Annotated in this window: 11 protein-coding genes and 3 pseudogenes; 12 read left to right on the top strand and 2 right to left on the bottom strand. The window is 56.0% G+C overall.

Features of this window, described 5'->3' with window-relative positions; all coding sequences use genetic code 11:
- Positions 1-227 precede the first annotated feature (227 nt).
- Together PACILC2_RS06375 and PACILC2_RS06370 are read left to right on the top strand one after the other, a co-directional pair.
- Positions 228-506, top strand: coding sequence for a hypothetical protein (locus tag PACILC2_RS06375; protein WP_244863288.1), 279 nt, complete (start codon positions 228-230; stop codon positions 504-506).
- A 356-nt stretch (positions 507-862) separates the two neighbouring features.
- Complete coding sequence (locus tag PACILC2_RS06370) at positions 863-2,083, top strand: IS110 family RNA-guided transposase (RefSeq protein WP_213528206.1); 1,221 nt, start codon at positions 863-865, stop codon at positions 2,081-2,083.
- 177 nt (positions 2,084-2,260) lie between these two features.
- Here the strand turns inward: PACILC2_RS06370 and pdxR are convergent, their stop codons facing one another.
- On the bottom strand, positions 2,261-3,712 hold the full coding sequence (pdxR, locus tag PACILC2_RS06365) for a MocR-like pyridoxine biosynthesis transcription factor PdxR (protein ID WP_062493526.1): 1,452 nt from the start codon (positions 3,710-3,712) through the stop codon (positions 2,261-2,263).
- A 246-nt stretch (positions 3,713-3,958) separates the two neighbouring features.
- Here pdxR and PACILC2_RS26465 point away from each other — a divergent pair, with 246 nt between their 5' ends.
- The 4 genes from PACILC2_RS26465 to PACILC2_RS06350 are packed head-to-tail and all read left to right on the top strand — an operon-like array spanning position 3,959 to position 7,428.
- Positions 3,959-4,315 (top strand): ferredoxin-like domain-containing protein, encoded by a 357-nt coding sequence (locus PACILC2_RS26465; protein WP_244863287.1) that lies wholly within the window; start codon positions 3,959-3,961, stop codon positions 4,313-4,315.
- Complete coding sequence (locus PACILC2_RS06360; RefSeq protein WP_244863286.1) at positions 4,270-5,652, top strand: NADPH-dependent assimilatory sulfite reductase hemoprotein subunit; 1,383 nt, start codon at positions 4,270-4,272, stop codon at positions 5,650-5,652. The genes PACILC2_RS26465 and PACILC2_RS06360 overlap by 46 nt, the downstream gene beginning before the upstream one ends.
- Positions 5,645-6,478: a uroporphyrinogen-III synthase gene (locus PACILC2_RS06355; RefSeq protein WP_062493522.1), complete on the top strand. Its 834-nt coding sequence runs from the start codon at positions 5,645-5,647 to the stop codon at positions 6,476-6,478. The genes PACILC2_RS06360 and PACILC2_RS06355 overlap by 8 nt, the downstream gene beginning before the upstream one ends.
- The gene (locus PACILC2_RS06350; protein WP_213528204.1) at positions 6,475-7,428 is read left to right on the top strand and encodes a carbon-nitrogen hydrolase family protein; all 954 of its coding nucleotides are present in this window, start codon (positions 6,475-6,477) and stop codon (positions 7,426-7,428) included. Before PACILC2_RS06355 ends, PACILC2_RS06350 begins: the two co-directional genes overlap by 4 nt.
- Before the next feature lie 225 nt (positions 7,429-7,653).
- Here the strand turns inward: PACILC2_RS06350 and PACILC2_RS06345 are convergent.
- A pseudogene (locus PACILC2_RS06345) lies at positions 7,654-9,710 on the bottom strand (GxGYxYP domain-containing protein).
- A 399-nt stretch (positions 9,711-10,109) separates the two neighbouring features.
- Here PACILC2_RS06345 and PACILC2_RS26455 point away from each other — a divergent pair.
- The 6 genes and pseudogenes from PACILC2_RS26455 to PACILC2_RS06325 all read left to right on the top strand — a co-directional run.
- Positions 10,110-10,493 carry an ABC transporter permease family protein gene (locus PACILC2_RS26455; RefSeq protein ID WP_244863283.1) on the top strand — a complete coding sequence of 128 codons (384 nt, stop codon included), beginning with the start codon at positions 10,110-10,112 and terminating at the stop codon, positions 10,491-10,493.
- Positions 10,460-11,020 (top strand): ABC transporter permease subunit, encoded by a 561-nt coding sequence (locus PACILC2_RS26450; protein WP_244863282.1) that lies wholly within the window; start codon positions 10,460-10,462, stop codon positions 11,018-11,020. Before PACILC2_RS26455 ends, PACILC2_RS26450 begins: the two co-directional genes overlap by 34 nt.
- 13 nt (positions 11,021-11,033) lie before the next feature.
- The gene (locus tag PACILC2_RS26445; RefSeq protein WP_244863281.1) at positions 11,034-11,273 is read left to right on the top strand and encodes a hypothetical protein; all 240 of its coding nucleotides are present in this window, start codon (positions 11,034-11,036) and stop codon (positions 11,271-11,273) included.
- Entirely contained in the window at positions 11,210-11,929 is a 720-nt protein-coding gene (locus tag PACILC2_RS06335; RefSeq protein WP_244863280.1) for a carbohydrate ABC transporter permease, read from the top strand. Before PACILC2_RS26445 ends, PACILC2_RS06335 begins: the two co-directional genes overlap by 64 nt.
- A gap of 104 nt (positions 11,930-12,033) precedes the next feature.
- Positions 12,034-13,688, top strand: a pseudogene (locus PACILC2_RS29220) (extracellular solute-binding protein).
- Between the two features lie 29 nt (positions 13,689-13,717).
- Positions 13,718-14,617 (top strand): annotated as a pseudogene (locus PACILC2_RS06325) (hypothetical protein); the annotation flags it as partial.

The raw sequence follows: 14,617 nt of genomic DNA, 5'->3' as shown, positions 1-14,617 counted from the left end.
TAAGCCGGTGGTTATGACTTGGATTAAGTCCGGTTCTGCTTCGTTTTTCGGCTGTTAGAGGAGGAGTCTTCCAAGCTCGGAACGAACCTCTCTGCCGAACCATTATTTTCGGGTGAACGCTCCGCCGGGAGTTGATTCGGATTGGGATCTGGACTATCATGACGGAAGACATATCTTTTGTCCGGGAGTGAAAGCCCGACATTTTCACAGGAGTGAAACGATAGAACATGAAAATGCGTTGGAAGATTGCTCTATTCAGCATCATCGGCGTTATCGGGATTGGAACGATCATGGTCGCTTTAGCTGTCAAGAATATCGGGGTCGCTAACCTAAAGCTCATGTACACGCTGAATACGACAGACCAATCCATTATATCGATGGAAGAAACCTCTGACGGAAACGGGCATTATCTTACAAAAGTGAAAACCCCTGCCGAAATAATTCGAGAGCGGATGGAAAAGAAGGATGGACTTATATTCAACAAGAAGGCAGCGGCTATTTTTTGAAAAGGACAATCAAAGAATCGTTGTGACAACGAAAGTATGGAACTCAAACTATGTAAAAATAACCGTTCAGAATAATGTCGTGAATTTAGCCGATGATAGGATTTGAGATTAGACCCCCATGCCGCTGACGCGGCACCATCAGATGATGAAAATGGGGTACGTGCGATATAATGGACTTACGGCTGGCGAGGGAGGTCGCCTAACCTTGGTGCTTACGAGCCCGTTGATTAGACAGAGCCCCAGCGACCAGGTGCACCACAGATTGTTGCCCCTTTTGGGAGCACGCAGGATAGAATAATCGTTCGACGGTTGCTGCACCAGCCCTCAATCCATACCGCCGTAAGGAGTTTTGCTGTATGGACGTCGTTTATACCCACGTATGCGGGCTCGACGTTCACAAGAAGAACGTGGTGGCCTGCGTGATCACACCGGAAACCAAAGAAATCCGGACATTCTCCACCATGACCGATGACCTGATCCTGCTTGTCGATTGGATCAAAAGCAAAGGGTGTACCCATGTCGCGATGGAAAGCACCGCCTCGTTCTGGAAGCCCATTTACAACTTGCTGGAGCTTGAGAACATTCAGACACTCGTCGTTAACGCCAAGAGCATAAAGAACGTGCCCGGACGCAAGACGGATGTCAAGGATGCCGAATGGATCGCCAGTCTGCTTCGTCACGGTTTGCTGCAAGGCAGTTTCATCCCGAACCGTGACCAGCGGGAACTGCGCGAACTGATACGATACCGACGCAGCCTGATTGATGAGCGGGCCCGGGAAGTCAACCGCATTCAAAAAGTGCTCGAAGGCACCAACATCAAACTGTCGTCTGTCGCCAGCGATGTACTGGGGAAATCGGGACGAGCCATGATCGAAGCCATGATCGCCGGTGAAGAAAACCCGGAATTGCTTTCGGAATTGGCACAGGGGCGATTGAAAAACAAAAAAGCAGAGTTACAACGCGCCTTGAATGGACTGATCGGAAATCATCAGAAGCTGATGCTGGCGGCACAACTGCGGCACATCGATTATCTGGACGAAGAAATCGGCAGACTGGACGAAGAGATCAAGAGGCGCATGCTCCCTTTTGAAGAAGACCTGGAACTGCTGGACACGATTCCCGGAGTGGCGAGAAGAACGGCGGAAACGATTGCAGCCGAAATCGGCACCAATATGGATCAATTTCCCTCCGCCGCTCATTTGTGTTCATGGGCGGGGCTGTGTCCAGGTCAAAATGAAAGTGCCGGTAAACGGAAATCAGGAAAGACCCGTAAAGGCAACAAGAAACTCCGAAGCGCTCTTGTTGAAGCGGCACGCGCCGCCGGGAGAACGAAGAATACGTACTTGTCCAGTCAATACCATCGGATTGCCGCACGACGGGGAGCCAACCGAGCAGCAGTAGCCGTAGCTCATAGCATATTGATGATCGCATATTACATTCTCAAGCGCAGACAACCTTACATTGAATTGGGCCCAACCTATTACGAGGAACGAAAACGCGACACGATTATCAGACAATCAATTAAGAAACTTGAATCCTTGGGGTTAAAGGTCACGGTAGAATCCGTAGCATCTTGATTCTAACAAAGACACATCAACATTCTTCAACCCTAACCATTTTTGTAAGGTTCAGGGTCAGTTTCGTATTGCCTTTTTTAGTTCGTGCAACGAATTAATTTTCAGGATAGGGGGGCGACCCACCAAGAAACAACCGCCGAGATCTACGCTCGGCGGTTGTTTCATTAATCAAGGCGGTTATGGCGATGAGCTTTCGCCGATCAGTGACCGCAGCGCTTCCGCAAACCGCGATATTCCGGGCTCGATCTCATCGGTTTTGGCTCTGGCGAATGTAAATCGGACGTAGCTCGCATCCGAGCCGTAGACGCTTCCCGGCACGAACACGATCCCTCTGCGTATCGCTTCGTCCAGCAGTTTGCCGTCATGAACATCCGGAAGCAGCTTGCACCACAGATGCAGCCCACCGCGGGGAATGTCGTACCGGACCGAGTCCGGAAGCTCCCTTTGCAGCGCCTCGATCAGCAGATCCCGCTTGAATTGCAGCTGCATGCGCAATCGCTCCAGATGAGGTTCGAAATAAGACGATTTCAGAAATTGCGCGGCGACCTGCTGGGGAATGACGCTTAAGCCGAAATCCATCTGTTGTCTGGCATCCGCGAGACGCTCCACAATGGAACGCGGGGCGACCATCCAACCGATGCGCAGGCCGGACGCGGCGATTTTGGAAAACGAGCCGATATACAGGACGGAGCCGACCGTATCCAGCGATTTGAGCGGCGCGGGCGGCGTTCCTTCGTAAGCGGTCAAGCTGAAAGGATCGTCCTCCACGATCGGCAAAGCCAATTCGCTGGCCACCTGCAGCAACTGTTCGCGGCGCTCTTCGGCGAGCACGGTCCCCGTAGGATTCTGGTAATTCGGATTGAGAAACACCATTTTGATGCGATGTTTTTTGTACAAGGTGCGAATGTCGTCGGGACGGATGCCGTTCTGATCGACGGGAAGCCGGAACAGCCGAAGTCCGGCGGATTGAAACATCGGCAGCGAGTAGCAGTAGGAAGGATCCTCGATCGCGACGGCGTCTCCCGGCGACAGCAGGCATTGCGTAATCAAATACAGCGATTGCTGCGATCCGGACGTAATCAGAATGGACGATTCGCTCGTCCGAATGTTCCGGTAACGCTGCAAATAGTCAACCAGCGCTTGTCTGAGCGGAATGTACCCTTGCGGATTGTCGTAGCCCAAATAGGACGTATAGCGATGCTCGCTCATCAGGCTCGCGATTTCATCCATGGGCGCCAAATCCGCCGCCAGCTCGCCGCTTGCAAAATCGATCAGCGAAGGCTGCTGTGTCAACGCTTCCCGAATTTTGCGCATAAAAGGCGGATTGGGCAGAAAGCTGCCGCCTTCGGCATACCTTCTCCAATTGGGCGTATGCTTGGGCGTAGCTCCCCACTTGGTTGCACTGACGCGCGTGCCGCTGCCTGTCCGGCTCTCAATGATGCCAAACGAGCGCAGCTCGGCGAAAGCTTGAATGACGGTGCTTCGGTTTACGCCAAGCTGCTCCGCCAATTTGCGTTCCGACGGCAGCAGACTGCCCGGCGGAAACTCGCCGTATGAGATGCGCTGCTCCAGATAGTCGGCAATTTGCTCGTACAGCGGCTTGCTGCTTTGACGATCGGGCTTCCACAAGGTTTTCACCTTCTTCAACTTTGATAGAACGGCAGTGTGATTTTTATCATACCACTGATTATTCAAAATAAAGCGGTCGATTTCAACTTAACCTTGACAGATATTTTTCGATTTGTTGAACATGGATGGTCCGGAACCTGAATAAATGGATGGGCGCAAATGATCCGGCATTGGATGGTTATTTTCGACGCTTTTTCTTTTATCATAGTGGTTAAGTCGGAATTCAACGGGGAGTGAGTTCGATTTATGGCAACCACAAATGACGAAAAAGTATCCAAAATCGAGATTATCAAGCGGCAGAGCCGACACCTGCGAGGCACGATCAAGGAAGCGCTGCAGGACGGTGAACCGAAATTTTCCGAGGACAATATTCAGGTGCTCAAGTTTCATGGCGTCTATCAGCAGGATGACCGGGATTTGCGGGCCAAGCTGAAGAAAGAGGGGAAGGAGCGGCATTACAGCATGATGATCCGCGCCCGCATTCCGGGCGGCGTGCTGTCTCCGGAACAATATCTTGTCTTCGACCGGCTGGCGGACGAATATACGGATTACAAAATATGCGGATTACGACCCGCCAAACGTTGCAGCTTCACGGTATTCTGAAGGGCGATCTGAAGACGACGATCAAGACGCTGAACGAAGCGCTGGTGACGACGCTCGGGGCATGCGGCGATTCCGGGCGCAATACGATTTGCTGCGCGGAGCCGGGAGACGAGCCGTTCCGCGAGGAGATGCGCCACGATGTGCTGGCGCTTGCGGACCGGCTCAGCGCGAAGACCAATGCGTATCATGAAATCTGGTTGGACGGTGAGCCCGTTGAGCTGGCGGAAGGCGAAACGGAAGAACCGCTGTACGGGGAAACGTATCTGCCGCGCAAGTTCAAGGTGGCGGTCGTGCCGGAAGGAGACAACTGTCTGGACGTATATGACAACGATATCGGCCTGGTGGCGCATATTCGGGACGGCCATATCGAGGGATATACGGTGCTGGTCGGCGGCGGTATGGGGCGAATGGCGCTGGATCAGGACACCTATCCGCGGCTGGCCAGTCCGCTTTGTTATGTCGCCCGGGACGAGGCGGTCGGGACGATTCTGGATGCTTGCGTGGCGATCGTCACGATCGAACGGGATTTCGGCGATCGCTCGAACCGCCGTTTTGCCCGCATGAAATATTTGATCGACAAGCGGGGGCTGGACTGGTTCCGGGAAGAAGTCGAGTCGCGCCTCGGCCGGAAGCTGGAACCGCCGAGACAGCTGGTATGGACGAACGGCAACGACCATCTCGGCTGGCATCGCGAACGCGACGGCGTCAGTTATTTGGGGTTGTTCGTCCCGTACGGCCGCATCAAAGATACCGAGACGATGAAGTTGAAATCGGCGCTCCGCGATATGATGCTTACGTTTCGGCCGACGGTGCGCTTTACTTCGCAGCAAAATGTCATTCTGAGCGGCATCGCGGACGAGCAGCGGCCCGCCGTCGAAGAGCTGCTGCGCGCCTGCGGGGTGCCGCTTCCGGACGAGTTGACCAAAGTGCGGCAAAATATGATGGCTTGCGTATCGCTGCCTACTTGCGGACTTGCGCTTGCCGAGTCGGAGCGGGCGCTGCCGGAGCTGGTGCCGCAATTCGAGCAATTGTTTGAAGAGCTGGGGCTGTCCGATGAGGATATCACCATTCGGATGACCGGCTGTTCGAACGGCTGCGCGCGCCCGTACAATGCCAATATCGCTTTTATCGGCCGCGCGCCGGGCAAATATGACATTTTCTTGGGAGGCAGCGCGCTCGGCACGGCTTTAAACGAGCGGTACCGGGAAACGGTGCCGTTCGAGCAATTGGTGTCCGCGGTTCGGCCGGTGCTGGAATCTTACGTTCGGGATCGGGAACCCGGCGAAGATTTCGGAACGTACTGGCGGCGAGCGGGAGCGGGTGAGCACCGTGGCTAAAGGACTGGCAGGGAAACGGATCGCCATTGCCGGCTCCCGCAAAATCCGGGAGCTCAGCGAAATTATCGAACGGCAGGGCGGCGAGGCGGTCGTTCGTCCGCAGCAAGGTCTGCTTGTGCTGCAAGAGCGGGAAGTGGAACGGGACCTCCTTCACCTGCTCGAAAGCGGAACGGATTGGGCAATCTTTACGACCGGAACCGGACTTGGAGCCTTATTGGAGCAAGCGGAACGAATCGGGGTTCGGGATCGGCTGTTGGACATTGTGCGGCGCTCCAAAGTTGCCGCGAGAGGCTATAAAACCGTTGCTGTGCTGAAGCAGCACGGCATTCGGCCGCTTATTGTGGATGAAGACGGCACGACGAAAGGGCTGATCCGGGCGCTTACGGCCTACGAATACGCCGGGCAGGGCGTGGCGATTCAACTCCATGGCGAGCCGATGCCCGAGCTTGTTTCCTTTTTTGAAAGTCGAGGCGCTGTCGTTCGAGCCATTCTGCCGTATCGGCATGTAGCTCCCGATCCGGAGATGTCGCGCCTGCTTTGCCGGGAAATTGCGGAAGGAGCTGTGGACGCGGTTTGTTTTACGACCGCTGTGCAGGTACGTTACTTTTTCCAATATGCCAAAAACAACGGCCATTATTTGGAGGTCCATGAAAGCTTCCGCCATCGGGTGCTTGCGGCGGCGGTGGGCAAAGTGACGGCTGAAGCGTTGAGGGAAGAGGGGGTCAAACGGATACTGGTCCCGGAGAATGAACGTATGGGCGCCATGATCGTGGAGCTGGCCCATTATTATCAGAATGCGTCGACACAGAGAGGGATGGTGGAATGAAAGAGCGTCATGTTCGGGTTGCCGTTGTGCAGTCCGCGCCCATTTTGTTCGATAAACAATCGGCCCTGGATAAAATCGCAAGCATGTCCAGAGAGGCCGCCGGACAAGGGGCGCAGCTGATCGTTTTCCCCGAAGTATTCCTGCCCGGATATCCGCGGGGACTTAGCTTCGGCACGCGTGTCGGCAGCCGTACGGCCGAAGGAAGAAAGGATTGGCAGCGCTACTGGGAAAGCGCGATCGAAGTCCCGGGAGCCGAAACCGACATGTTGGGCGAACTGGCCAAAGAGCTGGAGGTTTATTTGGTCATCGGCGTTGTCGAGCGGGATCGGGAGTTCAGCACCGGCACCTTGTATAACACCATGATCTATATCGGACCCGACGGAGCTTTGCTCGGCAAGCACCGCAAGCTGGTGCCTACCGGCTCCGAGCGTCTGCTGTGGGGGCAGGGGGACGGCAGCACGCTGACCGTCATCGATACCCCGTTCGGCAGAATAGGCGGCTTGATCTGCTGGGAAAATTATATGCCGCTGGCCCGAACGGCGATGTACGCGCAAGGCATCGATATCTACATCGCGCCTACGGCGGACGCCCGCGATACGTGGCAGGCTACGATCCGCCATATCGCTTGCGAGGGCCGCTGTTTTGTTCTTTCCTGCAATCAGTTTGCCGACAAGGCGACCTATCCCGCCGATTTGGCTTATTATGCGGATATCGAGAACGATGACGACATTTTAAGCCGGGGCGGCAGCGCCATTGTCGGACCGCTCGGCGAATATGTCGCAGAGCCTCTGTTTAACCAGGAAGGGATACTGCTGGCGACGCTCGATCTTTCGCAAGTCGTGCAAAGCCGGTTCGATTTCGATGTTGTCGGGCATTACAGCCGCCCGGATATTTTTCAACTCGTCGTGAACGATCGAAAGCAGGAAATTGTAACCAAAAAAGTTCGATAATCGCCGGTGATCTGGCTGCAGCGAACGGCTCTTTCAGAACGGCTTCCGACAAGATAGGTCAATGAACGGGGGACAAACGCATAGACAGCTTCAGCCTCGTCGAACACGATGAGCTGTGCGTTACGGTGAGCACCGTTATGGGAGACGTTAAGGCATGCGCGGTCATCAGAATCGAGGAGGAGGAAAAAGCCTGCGCGGAATGCGCAGGCTTTTTTACTGTCTTTGTTACGGTTTGGCCGGCAGGCCGTAAGCTTGCCGGATAAGCGAAAAATACTGGTCGGCCCGGACGACCTCGTACTCGTCCCCGAGCGATTCGGCCAGCGCGGCGACGTCGGTCGGCGTCATGCTCCAGGCGAGCAGTCCCAGGGAGACGAACAGCGGCGATTGCCCGTCCCAGTTCGCCTTCGCCTGCGCCAGAATGTTCTGGCCGTCCTGCACGGTGCTGATGCCCTGGATCGTGGAGACCGGCAGCTTGCCGTTCACAAGCTCGACGCCGTAACGGCCTTCCCAGCTCAGGAACAGTCCGGGCACGTTGTATTCGTTTATATAGGCGTCGGCTTTCGCCTCGCTGAGCGGAACGTTCTGCTCGGCGATCCGGTTCAGCACGTACGGAATCGTCATGCCGGTCTTCTTCAAGTAAGGGTAGGTACGTTTCAGGAATGCCGCAAACGAGCTTTCCGGCCAGGCGTCCGGGTAAAAATAACCGGCCCCCGACGGTCCGGCGATCAGCAGATCGTTAGCGGTTGCCGTCGACTGGTAATAGTTCAGAATGGCCGGGGCCCGTCGTGCAGCAGCGGGTTCGACGTCCAGTTGATCGGCACTTTGCCGCGGCTCGGATCGTCCCACAATATCCGCAACCGATGCTGGTTGTACTGGAAGTTGTCGCCTTCGCTGAACGTCAGCGTCACATAAATTTTATTTTGCAGCTTCGGCGCTTTGACCGGCTTGGCCGGATTCGCGGCCGCTCTCGTGCCGGAGAAAACCGTCATATTGCTGAACCAGTCGGCCGCCAGCACATAAACGCCGTGGTTCGACGCGATTTCGACGCCGTTGAATTCCCCTGCGACGTCATTGCTGAACCAGCCCAAATACGGCGTTCCCGGCTCGACATCGGACAAGATCCGTTCGAACAGCGCCTTCTGCTCCGGGTCGCCCACATCCAGCCAAAATACCATCGCTTTGTTCGCGACCGCATAATCGCGCAAGTAACCGTACGGCTCTTTCTGCTCGGACGATAGCGGCTGCTCGCTGCCGGCGGACACTTTGAACTGGTTCCACATGTCGACCGAGGCGGTCAGCGATGCCGTTCCGGCCGGCGGCGTAAATCGATAGACGAAATAGCGGTTGTTGTCGGCGAAACGATGCCCGCCGCTTCCGGCGGACAGCTGGGAGTTGTTCCGGTCGTACAGGAACGGCTCCTCTTCCGGCGTGCCCGGCACGAATTGGACGATAATCTGTCCGTCCGCTCTGACGGTCACCTCGTGCACGGCGGGCCCCCAGCCGTCTTGCGGGAAGGCGTCGTCGAAGCGCAGGTAGACGGACTCGTCTCCGAGGAAAGGGGAAAGGTCGAGCTCGTAGGTGTCCCGGTTTTTGGCTTCGCGCTCCTGCGTCGTCTCCTCCGCGATCGTCCGGAAGGAGGACGGGATGCCGGACGGAATCCGGATCGACGTGTCCGGGCTTAAGCCGATCAGCATCCGATGGGTCGTCCTTGGCCACAAATGCTCGTATTGCCAGGTGTACGCATCCAGCCGGTCTTTGAATTTTCCCCGCAAATCTTCGATCGTCTTCAGATTGTACGGAGCCGCGGCCAATTTCTGCGCCAGCTCCGGACTTGCCGCTACCGCGTCGTTCAATCCCGCAAGCGTCGTGGCGACATTGATCGAATCCGGCACTTCGGGATCGTAAACGATGACGCCCCGGACTTCGGATTTGAACCGCTTGAGAATGTCCCAATAATTGTCACGGACCTTGTACGGGACGTCCAGATCGTTCAGCCATGCGAATTTGCCTTCCTCCCGGTTTTCAATCAAATAGATGCGCGGCTCGGTGCGATTGACAATCCCTTGCAGCGTAGCAAGCAGCAGCTTGATGTCTCCCGGCGCGTCGTAGACATCGGCGACTTCGAGCCGTTTGACCTTCGCAAAGCTTGGCAGCGCTTGCTGTTTGGGCCATGTTATGGAAGCTGCCTGCGGCTCGGCGGGTTCCGCCGCTGCCCCGAACGACAAAGACAGCGTACAGACCAAAGCCAAAGCAAGGCCTGCGGTTGCGACTTTTCGAATCACAATGGAACACCTCGTCCTGTATGGGATGGCGGAGCTGCCGTTCTCGCGGCCTTTCCGGATTCGCCTCCTTTGCGGCACTTTTATCGTTTCAAACGACACCTCCTAAACATATATATAATATATTGATATATAACTACGGCAAGAGCTTCGACAAACGTTCCGATAAAATGACAGCCTGTTGAGCGGAATTGGTTCCAAGGATATGCGAATCCGGTTGTATGATGCGACCGAATCCCTACATTTCGGCGATCGGGCATGCCGCGGCGAAAAAATTCGCTCGTTCGCATTCCTCCTCATTTTCCTGTTAACAAAATCATATTAAATATATGGAAAGGTCATAAGCAATGACGACGATCATGCGAAACGGCGATGTGAACATGATTCAAGGAGGTTGAGCGAATGTCGGCATCCTTGCTGTGGAAACGGATTTGGCGGCACAGATGGTTTTATTTGTTCATGCTGCCCGGCATTATCTGGTTTTTTCTTTTCTCGTACGTTCCTCTTTTCGGCATCCAGGTCGCCTTCCGCGATTTTATGTTTTCGGGCGGGTTTACCGGGAGCCCGTGGGCCGGCTTGAAATATTTTCGGCAATTTTTCGATTACTACCAGTCGTACGAACTGATTCGCAACACGGTTGTCATCAGCATGCTGAAGCTGCTGATCGGCTTCCCGCTGCCGATCATTCTGGCCATTATGCTGAACGAGGTTCGCAACCTCAAATTCAAAAAGTCGTGCAGACGCTTTCGTATTTGCCTTACTTCGTTTCCTGGATCGTCGTCGTAACCTTGATGCAGCGGCTGCTGACGCCTTACGGCGGACCGGTCAACGATCTGCTGGCGTCGTTCGGCATGGAACCGATCCGGTTTCTGAACAATACGACCTGGTTTTATCAAATCATCGTAGGCTCGGAGGTTTGGAAAAATATCGGCTGGAACTCGATCATCTACATGGCCGCTATCGCCGGCATCGATCAGCAGCTTTACGAAGCGGCCAAAATCGACGGCGCCAACCGTTTTCGGCAAATCTGGCATGTGACGATTCCGGGCATACGCAACGTCGCCGTCATTTTGTTCATCCTGGCGACCGGCAGCCTGATGAGCGCCGGGTACGAGCAGCTGCTGCTGCTGAACGGGCCGGCGACGGCATCGATCGGCAGCGTGCTCGACGTGCATGTCATCAATTCCGGCATCCGGGAGGGAAGGCTCAGCTATGCCGCCGCGGTCGGTCTGTTCCAGAGCGTCATCGCCCTGATCCTCATTCTGACCGTCAACCGGATCGCCAGGAAGGTCAGCGACGTATCCCTCTTCTAAGGAGTGATTCGCGGTGCGGAAACGACCGTTTTCCTTGTTCGGCCTGATCAATTACTTCATCTTGACGCTGTTCGGCTTTGCGATGATCTATCCGTTCATTTATATTCTCGTTTATTCGCTGAACGACGGCAAAGATTCGATGATGGGGGCCCTGTATTTTTTCCGCGCAAATTTACGCTGGAAAATTATGTGGAAGTGTTCGACAACGTCCGCATCTGGAAGGCCTACCGGATTACGCTGCTGCGCACGCTGATCGGAACGCTGCTGCACGTAACGCTCTGCACGCTGATGGCTTACGCCTTGTCGAAGCGGAAGCTTCCGGGACGGTCGTTTTTCGCCTTCTACATTTTTTTGCCGACGATTTTCAGCGCGGGGTTCATCCCGTACTTCATCACGCTGCAGAAGCTGCATCTGATCAACACGTTCTGGGTGTACGTCATCCCGATGCTGTTCAATTTTATGCATATCGTCATCATCCGCACGTTTCTGCAGGCCATTCCCGAGGAATTGGAAGAGTCGGCCCGCATCGACGGCTACGGCGATCTGGGCATTTTCCTGCGCATTATCGTCCCGCTGTCGGGTCCGGTGCTCGCCACCATCTCGCTGTTCATCGGGGTCGCGCATTGGAACGACTGGTTTTCGGGCGCCTATTACGTGTCGAACAAGGACATTATTCCCGTTCAGACACTGCTTCAGGAAATGCTGATGGAAGCGGAAGCGCTGTCATCCTCGATGCAGCGGGCGGCTCAGCAGGGCGGACAGACGGTGGGCGTCAATATGGCGGGCGCGACGCCGGAGTCGCTCAGGATGGCGCTGCTTGTGATCACGGTGTTTCCGATTTTGTGCGTCTATCCGTTTCTGCAGCGGTATTTTGTCAAAGGCGTCATGATCGGTTCGGTCAAAGGCTGAAGCGGCTTTGGCGCGGCACAAGGGTAAAGGCTCGCCGCATGCGGACAATCGTCGTATAGGCGCAGCTTTATCATAAACGTATATCGGGAGGGTGCTTATTGCTTATGAGGATCAAACGGCTAAGAAACGTCTCGATGCTGCTGGCGGCTGCTCTGCTCGCGGGAATGCTGGCCGGCTGTACCGGCGGCGGGGAATCGGGGTCTTCGGACAAAGACGGCGGGACATCGGCCAAGGAGGTCAAGCTGAAAATTTTGCACAACTGGAACGGCTCCACCGGCGCGGATGTCGACATGACGCCCGTCGAGCAGGTGATCAAGGAGAAAACCGGCGTTACGATCGAATGGGAGTACACGAAAGGAAGCGAAGTGGAGAAGGTCAACACGATATTCGCGACGCAGGATCTTCCCGACATTTACACCGGTCCGGCATGGGGCGGCGAGCTGGACGGCATTATCAAGGCGGCCAAGGAGGGACAACTCGTCGATCTGACGGATAAGCTCGATCAATACCCGAATTTGGCCAAGGCGGTTGCCAAGGAGAATGTGCCGCCCGCGCTGTACGAGAAAGCGTTCGACGCTTATGACGGCAAGAAGTATTTGCTGTACCAGAACCACCCCGCGTCCGACGAGGACGCCATGGACTGGCTGTACGGCTTCTACGTGCGCAAGGACATTGCGGAGAAGATCGGGGTCGATCCGCAATCGGTCAAAACGAAGGACGATCTATACAGCTTCCTAAAAAAATCAAAGACGCCAATCTGACCGAGAACGGCATGCCTGTCATCCCGCTTGGCGGTTTCCACAACGGCTGGGCCGTCGGCATCGGCAGCTCGATGTTCTATGGCGCCGGTTATGTCGACAAAGGCGACGGTACGGTGGAGCACAGCTTTTTCACCCAAGCGTACGAAGACTATACGCTGTATTACCGGAAGCTGATCGCCGAAGGGCTGCTCGACCCGGAAGCGTTCACCCAGACGGACCCGATCGCCAACGAGAAAATCAAGCAGGGCCGCATCGCGGTATTGGCCGCCCACTATCCGGCCATCCTCGATGCGTCCAAAGACTACGTGAAGCAGCATCCGGGCAGCGATTATGTGCCGGTCGGCCCGCTGGAGCGGGCAGGAGCCGAACCGGATCGGCCTGTCGATCTGGCGATACAGGGCAATAACGTCACCGTCATTACGAAAGCGTGCAAAGACGTCGACGCCGCGCTCCGGCTGCTCGATTTTCTGGCGTCCGACGAAGGCTTCATGCTGGCCCGTTACGGCGTGCAGGGGACGCATTGGGAGATGGAGAACGGCAAACCGGTGGCGAAGAAGGAATGGTTCGACAAGTTTGCGGCCGACACGACCGGCAAGGTGAGGAAGAACGAAGGAATCAGCATCGGTCTGGAATCGCTTACCGGTCAGGACCGCATCAATTCCGTCGCGGGCGGCGATATTTGGGCCGATCAGGACCGGATCGCGGCGATGGAGAACGCGCGCAGCATTCTCCGTCCGAACGGCATCAGCGTCATCTCCGCGTATAATCCGGGCGATGTCATCATCAAGTCGCCGCAATGGGAGGCGCTGAAACCGTCGATGGACAAAATCGGGGACGTATGGGAACAGGCGATTTATGCCAAGACCGACGAGGACGCGCTGCGGCTGCTGAACGATCTGCGCGGGCAAATGAATAAGACGGGGTATACGGAAGCGATACAATTCGTTAACGAAAACCTGAAAGGCAAGGAAATCGTGAAGCTGCAAATGCCGAACTGAAGGTATCGGCCTAAAGGAGGCTGCATGTCATGAACCGAACAGCGAAGGTGCGTCCCGAGTGGACCGGGTTTCAGGAGTCGCGGCCGTACGGGCCGAAGTACGATTTGCGCACCGATTTCGTCATGGTATACGGCATCTCGGACGACCTGCCGGAGCGGATCGAAGGGTGGAAGAAAGCCGGGTATACGATCCATCTGATGACCGGTGTCTCCTGGGGCGAATATCAGGACTACCTGTACGGCCGCTTCGACGGGCGCGATCATTGGGACGAAGCCCAAAAGGACCGCGAGGGCAACCATCTTCTTCACGGCAAAGATGTGCCGTATATGGTGCCGACGAACAGCTTCACCGACTATTTGGCCGTGAAAATCAAGCGCGCGGTCGATTGCGGCGTGGAAGCGATCCATCTGGAAGAGCCGGAATTTTGGGCGCAGGCGGGCTATTCGGAGGCGTTCAAGCGGGAATGGCTGAATTACTACGGGGAGGAGTGGATTCCTCCCCACTCCTCCCCGGACGCCCAGTACCGGGCGTCCAGGCTGAAAGCCGCCATGTACGGCCGCGCGCTCGACCGGCTTTGCAGCCGGATGAAGGAATACGCGCTGGCCGAGCACGGCCGAACGGTGCGGTTCTACGTCCCGACGCACAGTCTGATCAACTATACGCAGTGGCGGATCGTCAGCCCCGAAGCGCTCCTCGTCACGATGCCGTCATGCGACGGCTTCATCGCCCAGGTGTGGACGGGGACGGCGCGGACGCCCAACGTCTATCAAGGGGTGCGCCGCGAGCGGACGTTCGAGACGGCGTATCTGGAATACGGCATCATGCAGGAGCTGACGCGGGGCACGGGGCGGGAGATGTGGTTCCTCCACGATCCGGTGGAGGACAACCCGCGCCATACCTGGAGCGATTACCGCAAAAATTACCGGTCG

The sequence above is a fragment of the Paenibacillus cisolokensis genome (genome assembly GCF_018403665.1).
Lineage (GTDB): Bacteria > Bacillota > Bacilli > Paenibacillales > Paenibacillaceae > Paenibacillus_AH > Paenibacillus_AH cisolokensis.
Note: the sequence above shows the minus strand (reverse complement) of the source record. Positions and strands in the feature narration are given on the sequence as shown.